This window comes from Pseudonocardia lacus, from assembly GCF_018531445.1.
Taxonomy (GTDB): Bacteria; Actinomycetota; Actinomycetes; order Mycobacteriales; family Pseudonocardiaceae; genus Pseudonocardia; species Pseudonocardia lacus.
Genome location: NZ_JAHDTH010000029.1, coordinates 45733 through 55228, shown reverse-complemented (window position 1 = coordinate 55228; position 9496 = coordinate 45733). Strand labels below are relative to the sequence as shown.

9 protein-coding genes are annotated in these 9496 nt (G+C 72.5%); all 9 read right to left on the bottom strand.

The features are described from left to right. A partial coding sequence (locus KIK08_RS09035) for a GAF domain-containing protein (protein WP_214402574.1) occupies nucleotides 1-1394 on the bottom strand: 1394 nt, incomplete at its 3' end. Between the two features lie 130 nt (nucleotides 1395-1524). Then, nucleotides 1525-2772, bottom strand: a complete 1248-nt coding sequence (locus KIK08_RS09030; protein WP_214402573.1) for an LLM class flavin-dependent oxidoreductase — start codon at nucleotides 2770-2772, stop codon at nucleotides 1525-1527. A 2-nt stretch (nucleotides 2773-2774) separates the two neighbouring features. Then, complete coding sequence (locus tag KIK08_RS09025) at nucleotides 2775-3080, bottom strand: EthD family reductase (protein ID WP_214402572.1); 306 nt, start codon at nucleotides 3078-3080, stop codon at nucleotides 2775-2777. Between the two features lie 22 nt (nucleotides 3081-3102). Further along, nucleotides 3103-3867 (bottom strand): SDR family NAD(P)-dependent oxidoreductase, encoded by a 765-nt coding sequence (locus KIK08_RS09020; RefSeq protein ID WP_214402571.1) that lies wholly within the window; start codon nucleotides 3865-3867, stop codon nucleotides 3103-3105. Nucleotides 3868-3873: 6 nt separating this feature from the next. Beyond that, a complete protein-coding gene (locus KIK08_RS09015; RefSeq protein WP_214402570.1) occupies nucleotides 3874-4647 on the bottom strand; it encodes an alpha/beta fold hydrolase in 774 nt (257 codons plus the stop codon). Then, nucleotides 4644-5936 carry an LLM class flavin-dependent oxidoreductase gene (locus KIK08_RS09010; RefSeq protein ID WP_214402569.1) on the bottom strand — a complete coding sequence of 431 codons (1293 nt, stop codon included), beginning with the start codon at nucleotides 5934-5936 and terminating at the stop codon, nucleotides 4644-4646. The genes KIK08_RS09015 and KIK08_RS09010 overlap by 4 nt, the downstream gene beginning before the upstream one ends. A 10-nt stretch (nucleotides 5937-5946) precedes the next feature. Then, nucleotides 5947-6738 (bottom strand): SDR family NAD(P)-dependent oxidoreductase, encoded by a 792-nt coding sequence (locus KIK08_RS09005; RefSeq protein ID WP_214402568.1) that lies wholly within the window; start codon nucleotides 6736-6738, stop codon nucleotides 5947-5949. Between the two features lie 286 nt (nucleotides 6739-7024). Continuing rightward, nucleotides 7025-8563, bottom strand: coding sequence for an ABC transporter substrate-binding protein (locus KIK08_RS09000; RefSeq protein WP_214402567.1), 1539 nt, complete (start codon nucleotides 8561-8563; stop codon nucleotides 7025-7027). A gap of 80 nt (nucleotides 8564-8643) precedes the next feature. Further along, nucleotides 8644-9435 carry an SDR family NAD(P)-dependent oxidoreductase gene (locus tag KIK08_RS08995; protein WP_214402566.1) on the bottom strand — a complete coding sequence of 264 codons (792 nt, stop codon included), beginning with the start codon at nucleotides 9433-9435 and terminating at the stop codon, nucleotides 8644-8646. Nucleotides 9436-9496 lie beyond the last annotated feature (61 nt).

The following is a 9496-nucleotide window of genomic DNA, read 5'->3' as shown; positions in this document are numbered from 1 at the left end:
GGCAGCAGCAGCACGACCCGCGCGGCGTGCTCGGTGGCCAGCCCGCCGTCGCGGGCGGCCCGGTCGGCCGCGGCGCGCAGCAGCTGGCGGCGGGGGACGCCGTCGGCGGAGAGCACCAGCACGACGTGCGGCACGCGCAGGTCGAGCCCGCCGGAGCGGCGCGCCCGCCGGTCGAAGGTGGCCCAGTCGGGCTCGCGCTCGGCCAGCAGGTCGTCGATCAGTTCGCCGCGCACCCGCTGCTCGGCGGTGGAGACCTGGCGCTCCATCAGCTGCAGCAGGGCCGCGGTCTGCGCGGCCCGCTCCAGGGTGCGCAGGTCGGCGTCGGGCGGCTGGCCGTCGGCGACCAGCACGAGGTGGCCGAACGACTCGCCGCCCGCGCGCACCGGCACCGTCCACGTCCCCGGCGCCTCGGGCGCCTCGCGGGCGCCCAGCTCGGCATCGACCGAACCGGGGTGCGGGACGGGCGTGGGCAGCTCGACGTCGCCGGCGACGGCCGAGACCGCCCCGTCGGCGCCGACGGCGGCGACGCCACCGCCGAGCATCCCGGCCACCGTGGCCACCAGCTCGCCGATGTCGGCCCGGCGCAGGGCCAGCGGCATCAGCTGCTCGTGCGCGTCCGCCGCCCGCTCCAGCGACCGGCCCTGGCGGGCCAGCTCGTCGTTGGCCTCGCGCAGCCGCTGCGCGGCCGCCTCGGCGTGCCCGAACAGCCGGGCGTTCTCGATCACCACCGACGCGTGGTCGGCCAGCGAGGTCAGCAGCTCGACCTCGGCGTCGTCGAAGGCGCGCCGGTAGCGGTTGGCCACGAACAGCGCCCCCACGACGTCGTCGCGCACGCGCAGCGGCACCCCGGCCATGCTGACGATGCCGTCCTCGACGACGGCGTCGGTGACCGTGGGATCGCGGTCGAGCCGCGGGTCGGTCAGGTAGTCGGCGGTGGCGAACGGCTGCCCGGTGGCGATGATCCGGCCGCCGACGCCGCGCCCGAGCGGCTGGCGCACCGACTCGATCGCACGGGTGACAGTGCCCAGGGTGATCCGCATGTAGACGTCGCCCGCCGCCGGGTCGCGCAGGGCCAGGTAGGTCGCGTCGGTGCCGAGCAGCTGGCGCGCCCGGCGCACGATCGCCTCCAGCACCTCGTCGACGTCGCGCAGCGTCGCGAGGTCGCGGGCGGTCTCGACGAGCGCTGCGGTCTCCTTCTCCCGCCGCTTGCGCCGGGCCAGCAGCTCGCGCACCCGGCCGGCGCGCCCGATCGCGACCAGCATCTCGTCGCGCTCGGGGCCGGGCTCGCCGGCCTCGACGATCTCCGCGAGCTGGTCGAAGGCCTCGCTGGGGGCCTCGGTGGCCAGCAGGTGCAGCAGCCGCGCCATGGTCTGGTCGGGCGCCGGGGTTCCCATCCCGCCCAGGATCACGCTCGCCTCCCACGCCCGACGACTGCGCCGGACCCAGCCACGTTAGGTCATCCGAACGCCGTCCAGCACCCGTGCGGTGGGACGGGGACGCACGCGCCTCCGTCCCACCGGCCCCTCACACCGGGAGTCCGGCGCCGTTGCCGAACTTGGCCGCCACCCGCTCCTGGCTGACCTTCGGGGTCCAGCGGTCCTCCTCCTCGCCCCACACGTCGCGCAGCTTGGGGATCACCTGGGTGCCGAACAGCGTGTTGTTCTGCGCGGCCACCTCCTCGGGCAGGTCGCCCACGTGCATGCAGGTGATGAGCTGGCCGATGCGCAGCTCGGTGGCCAGCTCGCGGACGCGCTGCTCCACCCGCTCGGGGGTGCCGGCGATGATGTAGCCCAGCTCGTCGTACTCCCAGAACGACAGCTCGCCGCGGGTGGCCTTGAGCCGCTCCTCGGCCGACTGCGTCTTGGCCCGGGTCAGGTTGGCCTTGATCGCGCTCGGCGTGTTGTACCCGGGCGGGGTGGCGAACTCGATCGCGGTCGGGTTCTGCCGGTAGAAGTACTTCACCGCGTCGGAGTACTGCCGCTCGGCCTCGGCCTCGCTGTCGGCGGTGCAGATGATCTGGGTGAACGCCATCCGGTTCGGGTTCATGTCGGCGCCCTGGGACTGCGTGTAGTCCCAGAACCCGCCGACGATCGGCGCCGCGCTCTGCTTGCCCGAGAACGACAGGTAGCCGTAGCAGTAGTCGTTGTCGTTGACCACGTCCCAGGTCTCCGGGCTGCCGCTGCCCGGGATCCAGATCGGGACGTCGTCCTGCACCGGGCGCGGCCAGGTGTTGACGTAGCGCAGCTGGGTGTACTTGCCGTTGAAGGCGAACGGCTCGGGCTCGCGCCAGGCCCGCAGGATCAGCTCGCGGGCCTCGTGGAAGCGCTCGCGCAGCTCGATCGGGGGCACGCCGTAGGAGAACGCGGTGTCCATCGGGGTGCCGAACACGATGCCGGCGATGAGCCGCCCGCCCGACAGCGCGTCGAGCATGGCCATCTCCTCCGCCACCCGCACCGGCGGGTTGTACAGCGCCAGCGAGTTGCCGCACAGCGTGATCGCGGCGTTCTCGGTGGTGGCGGCCAGTACCGCGGCCAGCAGGTTGGGCGAGGGGGTCATCGCCAGCGAGGTCTGGTGGTGCTCGTTGAGCAGCAGCGAGTCCCAGCCCAGCCCGTCGGCCTGCTGCATCAGCCGCAGGTACATGTGGTAGTCCTCGCCGACCTGCGTCGGGTCGGCGACCGAGGCCGGCGGCGTGACCCACGAGCTGCGCACGGTGTCGCCGAAGTCCTGCGGCAGCTTCGTGTAGTAGTGCTGGGCGAACCAGTGGAACTTCACGGTCAGTCCTCCACGTTCCCGACGAGGTGGGTGGCGGGGGTGCCACCGAGGTTGACCACGTCGGCGCCCAGCGCCTTGCCCTCCGGCGAGCCCAGCCCGGCCTGCATGGCCGCGGCGTCGGCGAAGTACAGCTCGGCGAGCAGGTGGTAGGGCGGCGCGGAGCCGTCCGGGCCGGGGCCGAAGCGGGTCACCTCGACCCGCTCGATGCCCGGCACCTTGCGGGCCAGCGGCACGTGCGTGCCCAGGTAGTGCGCGTCGAACGCGGCGACGTCGGTCGGGGTGTCGTACAGCACGGTCAGCTTGATCATGTTCTCTCTCCGGGTCGGGGGGTCAGCGGGAACCGGCGGTCATCGCGCCGCCGTCGACGCGGTAGACCTCGCCGTTGACGAACGCCGACTCGTCGGAGGCCAGGAACAGCACCATGTTGGCGATGTCGAAGGGCTCGCCGACCCGCGGCGCCGCGACCCCGGCCAGCGCCGCCTCCGGCAGCTGCGGCACCGCGTCGAGCAGCTGCTGGGTGCGGATGACGCCGGGGGCGACGGCGTTGCAGCGCACGCCCTGCTTGCCGTGCTGGGCGGCGACGAACCGGGTCAGCCCGATCACCGCGGCCTTGGTGGTGCCGTAGGCGGTGAGCGCGGCGCTGCCGCGCATCCCGCCGACCGAGGCCATGTTGATGATCGACCCGCCGCCGTTGGCGACCATGTGCGGCAGCGCGTGCTTGCACACCAGGAAGATGCTGCGGACGTTGGTGGCGAACGCCCGGTCCCACATCTCGATGGTGGTGTCGATGACCGAGCCGTCGGTGAACCAGGCGTCCGGTCCGACCAGCGCGGCGTTGTTGTGGATGATGTCGACCCGCCCGTGCTGGGCGATCACCGCGGCGACCAGGTCCTCGATCGACTTCGGGTCGGTGGCGTCGAAGTGGACGGCCGTGGCGGCGTCCCCGATGCCCTCGGCGGTCTGCTTGGCGCCGTCGAGGTTGATGTCGGCGATGACGACCTGCGCGCCCTCGCGCGCCAGCGTGCGCGCGGTCTCCGCGCCGATCCCGGCCGCACCGCCGGTGACCAGCGCGATCTTGCCCTCTACTCGGCCCATGGTGGCTCAGCCCTTCAGGAAGTCGGTGACGGCGGTGACGAACTCGTCCTCGCGCTCGACCATCGGGTAGTGGCCGGCCCGCTCGATCGGGGCCAGGCGCGCGTCCGGGATGAGGCGCACGAACTCCTCGGCGTAGGCCAGCGGCAGCAGCCCGTCGGAGGTGCCGTGCACGACGAGCGTCGGCGCGTCGATCAGCGGCAGCCGCCTGCGCAGCCCGCGGTCGGCGATCGGCCACATGAACTTGGTGGCCGATCCCAGGTTCTGCGCGGCGAACAGGATGGCCGCGTGCGGGTCGTCGGGGTCGGGCTCGAAGTTGGTCGGCTCCGACTTGGGCGCCTCGCCGTGCCACTTGGCCGCCTTGACCTCGTCGGCGGCGCCGAACGGGTCGGGCGCGGGCTGCTCCTCCAGCCACAGCCCGAACGCGTTGACCAGCACCAGCTTGCGCACCAGGTGCGGGGCGACCACGGCCAGCTCGGCGGCGAACATCCCGCCCAGCGAGTGCCCGACGACGTCGATGCCGTCGACGCCCCACGACTCCACGAGCTCGCGGTAGAACAGGGCGACGTCGAGCACGTCGGTGAACGACTCGACGCCGGTGGAGCGGCCGTAGCCGGGCTGCTCGGGGGCCAGCACGCGCCGGTCCTCGGCCAGTCGCCGCAGGAACCCTGCGCCGCCGGGGTGGCGCTCGTAGCCGTGCAGGTAGAGCAGCGGCTCGCCGCTGCCGGACTCCCACACCTGCACGTCGAACCGGCCGACGTGCGGGATCTCCAGGGTGGTCACGTGTCTCCTCCTAGCGGGGACGGGATCGCTGTGCTGTGCGCGTGGACGCTGTGCGCCGGGACGCGGGGTGCCGCGGCGGCCACCTGCTGCCGGCTGGCCGGCGGGGTCCACGGGTCGTCGTAGGAGGCCCACAGGTCGCGCAGGTACGGCGCGACCCCGGTGCCGAACAGCTCGTTGTTCATGGCGGCCACGTCCTCGGCGAGGTCGCCCATGTGCATGCAGGTGATCAGCTGGCCGACCCGCAGCTCGACGGCCAGCTCGCGCAGCCGCTGGCGCACCCGCTCCGGGGTGCCGGCGACGATGAAGCCCAGCTCGTCGTACTCCCAGAACGACAGCTCGCCGCGGGTCGCGCGCAGCCGGTCCTCGGTCGAGACGCCCTTCGCCCGCTCCAGCACCTCCCGCTGGGAGGCCCGGGAGGTGTAGCCGGGCGGGTTGGCGAAGTGCAGCGGGGCCCGCTGGCGGGTGAAGAAGTAGCGGACCGCGTCGCCGTAGAGCCGCTCGGCCTCGGCGTCGGTGTCGGCGACGCAGACCAGCTGGGTGAAGGCCATCCGGTTCGGGTTGGGTTCCAGGCCGCGCTGCTCGACGCGGTCCCAGAACCCGCGCACGATCGGGCGGGCGTTGGCCAGCCCGAAGAACGACAGGTAGCCGTAGCAGTAGTCCTCGTCGAGCACCAGGTCCCAGGTCTCGACGCTGCCGGTGCCGGGCACCCAGATCGGTGGGCGCGCCTGCACGGGCCGGGGCAGCACGTTGACGTAGCGCAGCTGGTTGTACCGGCCGTTGAAGGAGAACGGCTCCGGCTCGGTCCACGCCCGGGTGATCAGCTCGCGGGCCTCGTGGAAGCGCTCGCGCAGCTCGGAGGGCGGCACGCCGTAGGCGAACGCGGTGTCCATCGGGGTGCCGAAGACGAACCCGGCGATCAGCCTGCCCCCGGACAGGCAGTCCAGGTAGGCCATCTCCTCGGCCACCCGCAGCGGCGGGTTGTACAGCGCCAGCGAGTTGCCGATCACCAGCAGGGCGGCGTTCTCGGTGGACGAGGCCAGGCTGGCGGCCAGCAGGTTGGGCGAGGGGGTCATCGCGAACGTGGTCTGGTGGTGCTCGTTGACCGCCAGCCCGTCCCAGCCCAGCCGGTCGGCCTGCTGCATGAGACGGATGAACATCCGGTACATCTCGCCGGCCCGCTGGGAGTCGACCAGGCTCGCCGGCACGTCGACGCCCGCGCTGGGGTGGCGCTGCGGGTAGGTCGCGGGCAGCTCGGGGTAGGTGGCCTCGGCGAACCAGTGGAACTTCACGCCGACCGCCTCAGAAGTCCGGCCCGAGGCCGCCGATCGGCGGCATGCCCGAGTGGGCCCACAGCCCGCCGTCGGCCACGATGTGGCTGCCGGTGATGAACGACGACTCGTCGGAGGCCAGGAACAGCACCACGTTCGCGATCTCCTCGGCCCGGCCGTAGCGGCCCATCGGGATCGCGTCGCGGATGTCGTCCCAGATCCGCGGGGCGGCGTCGTGCAGCCGGTCGATCGGCGGGGTGGCGATGGGGCCGGGGCACACGGCGTTGCAGCGCACGCCCTTGCGCGCGTACTCGATCCCGGTGACCCGCGACAGGTTCACCACCCCGGCCTTGAGCACGTTGTAGGCGCCCAGCCCGAAGTCGCCGGCCAGCCCGGAGACCGACGCGGTGTTGACGATGGAGCCGCGCCCGGCGGCCAGCATCGGCACCAGCGCCAGCTTGATCGCGTACCAGTAGCTGGTCAGGCCGACGTCCAACGAGCGGCGGAAGCCGTCCAGCGTCAGGTCGCCGATCCGGCCGGACTCGAACGAGACGTGGTTGTTGTGCAGCACGTCGAGCCCGCCGTGGGTGTCGACCGCGAACGCGACCAGCTCCTCCAGCGCGGTCGGGTCGGAGGCGTCGGCGTGGCGGAAGTCGATGGTGGCGCCGCTCGCGGCGATCTCGTCCGCGACCGCCTTCCCGGCCGCCTCGTCGATGTCGGCGATCACCACGCGCGCTCCCTCGCGGGTGAACGCGCGGGCGGTGGCCGCGCCGATCCCGGAGCCGCCTCCGGTGATCAGGGCGACCCTGCCGTCCAGGCGCATGGCTGTCCTCTCGGTGCTGGCGTGAGTGCTGGCGTGAGTGCTGGCGTGAGTGGTGCGGGAGTACCGCCGGGAGCGGAGCTCGACCGGCCGGTAGGAGAAGTCTGCGATCGCGGCGGGCGGTGGACAACGGTGGGATGTCCACACCCGCGCCGGATCTCGTGGACGTCCTCCCACCCCGTCCGCCGCCCCCACCGGAGTTCAGGAAAGCCACGTTCCTGCCCTCAGCGGGCAGGATCGTGGCTTTCCTGAACTCGGGGGCGGGGTCAGCGGGCGGGGTGGGTGGGGATCAGCCGGCGGTGACGCCGACGCCGCGGAAGGTCGGGGCGTAGGCGGGCTGGTAGCCCTCCGGGAACACGGCCTTGTCGGTCCAGGCGCTCGGCGGGAAGTGCGCGTGCAGCGGGAACGACTTCCGGATCTTCTTCTCCTCCTCGATCATCCGGTGCATCGCCGGCAGCCGCTCCTCGCGGGTGGCGCCGGTGAGCGCGTCCAGCCAGGCCTGCTGGAACTCCGGCGTGGTGGTGTTCCACGGGTTGGCGAACTGGCCGGGCAGGCTGGCCTGGTAGACCGTGGTCGGGTCCTGGAAGGGCGCCCCCATGCCGGGGAAGGCGTTGCCCTCCTGGCGGGCGTAGAACGTGGTGGGGGTGGTGGGCGACTCGATGACCCGGGTGCTGGCCCGCAGCCCGACCTCGGCCAGCATCGGGACCAGCGCCTCGGCCACCGCGCGGTGGTCGTCGAGGCTGGGCACGAGCATCTCGAAGTCGACGCCGTTCGGGTAGCCGGCCTCGGCGAGCAGCTGGCGGGCCTTGGCCGGGTCGTAGTTGTACTGCGGGTCGTCCGGGGTCACCGCCGGGTCGTAGGCCCAGTACTCCGGGGGCATGTACTGCGCCACCGGCTGACCGATGCCGAAGAAGACGCCGTCCACGATCGCCTGCCGGTCGACGGCGTGCTCCATGGCCTCGCGGACGCGGATGTCGTCGAAGGGCGGCTTGCCGGTGTTCATGTACATCGACATGATCGACAGGCTCTTGCTCGGCGCGGAGTTGAGCCCGGCCGCGGCGGCCTGCTCGGCCTGCGACGGGTCGAGGTAGGTCAGCTCGGCCTGCCCGGTCTGCAGCATGTTCATCCGGGTCGGCGCCGAGGTCTGCACGTAGATCTCGTAGTGCGCGGCCTTCGCGGCCTCGGGGTCCCAGTAGTTCGGGTTGCGGTCGTAGCGGCTGACCTGGCCGGGGATGAACTCGGCCAGCGTCGCCATGCCGGAGCCGACGGGGTTCTGGTCGAGGTCGGGGTTGGCCAGCGCGGCGGGGCTGATCATGGTGCCGGCGGTGCCGGAGAACAGCGCGGGCAGGTTGCCGCCCGGGCCCTTGAGGTTGACCCGCACCGTGGTGGGGTCGACGACCTGCACGTCGTTGACCCGGGCCAGCGCGCCCTTGAGCGTGCTGCCCTCCATGGTGATCGCCCGGTCCAGGTTGGCCTTGACCGCGGAGGCGTCGAACTTGGTGCCGTCGATGAAGGTGACGTCGTCGCGCAGCGACAGCACCAGCGCGGTGTTGTCGTCGACGAACTCCCACTTCGTGGCCAGCTGCGGGACCAGCTCACCCGCCTCGTCCTCCATGATCAGCTGGTCGTAGACCAGCCGGAAGAAGATCATGTCCCAGGGGTTGGCCGACTTGTGCGGGTCGAAGGTCGAGGGGTTCTGCACGAACACGTAGCGGAACGTGCCGTTGGGGTCGATCTCGCCGGTGCTCCCGCCCCCGCCGCCGGAGCGGGCCCCGCCGCCGCAGGCGGCGAGGGCCAGCATGGCGAGCACGGCGAGCAGGCTGACCAACAATCGAGGGCGCGAGCGCAGTCTCGTCTGCGCTGACGGCGGTGCTGTTCTCACGGGTGTCTCCAGGGTGTGCGGATCGGTCAGTCGGTGAACTGGCCGCCGGCCGGGTGCAGGATCTGGCCGGTCATGAACGACGACTCGGCGGAGGCGAGGAACAGGCAGGCCGCGGCCTGCTCCTCGGGGGTCCCGTTGCGGCCCATCGGGGTGATGCTCATGGCCTGGCGGTGCGCGGGGCTGTCCTCGGGGACGTCCCACATCGGTGTGGTCGTGTAGCCCGGGCCGACGGCGTTGACCCGGACCCCGGTCCTGGCCAGCTCCAGGGCCATGACCTTGGTGAGCATCCAGACGCCGGCCTTGGACACGCAGTACGGCGAGGCGCCGGCCAGCGGGATCTTCCCGGCGGTCGAGGCGATGTTGATGATCGATCCGCCGTGGCCCTGGGCCAGCATCTGCCGGGCGAGCGCGCGGTCGGTCTGCAGGACGCCGATGACGTTGACGTCCATGACCCGGCGGAAGGCGTCGGTGGAGACGTTGACGACGTGCCCGGCGTCGCTCTCCACCCTGGCCTGGCGCTCGGCGGCGTTGGCGGCCGAGGAGATGCCGGCCGAGGCGACCCCGACGTCGACCCGCCCGAACTCGGCGACGGCGGCGGCGACGAGCGCGTCGCAGTCGGCCTCGCTGGTGGTGTCGGTGCGCACGTAGTGGGCGCGCCGGCCCGCTTTCTCCACCAGCGCAACGGTCTCGTCGCCGGGGGCGAGGTCGCCGATGACGACGTCGGCGCCCTCCTCGGCGAACCGAACGGCGGTGGCCCGGCCGATCCCGCTGGCCCCGCCGGTGATGACGGCGACCCGGTCCTGCAGTGCTCCTGCCATCCCGTGCTCCCTGCTGTCGGTCCCTGTTTGTCCACGTGGACGATTGCGGTGCGGCGCCGCG

Bases quoted from the DNA above. Each gene is read 5' to 3' on its own strand.
- KIK08_RS09005 (WP_214402568.1), bottom strand. From the start codon at position 6,738: ATGCGCCTGGACGGCAGGGTCGCCCTGATCACCGGAGGCGGCTCCGGG.
- KIK08_RS08995 (WP_214402566.1), bottom strand. From the start codon at position 9,435: ATGGCAGGAGCACTGCAGGACCGGGTCGCCGTCATCACCGGCGGGGCC.
- KIK08_RS09025 (WP_214402572.1), bottom strand. From the start codon at position 3,080: ATGATCAAGCTGACCGTGCTGTACGACACCCCGACCGACGTCGCCGCG.
- KIK08_RS09020 (WP_214402571.1), bottom strand. From the start codon at position 3,867: ATGGGCCGAGTAGAGGGCAAGATCGCGCTGGTCACCGGCGGTGCGGCC.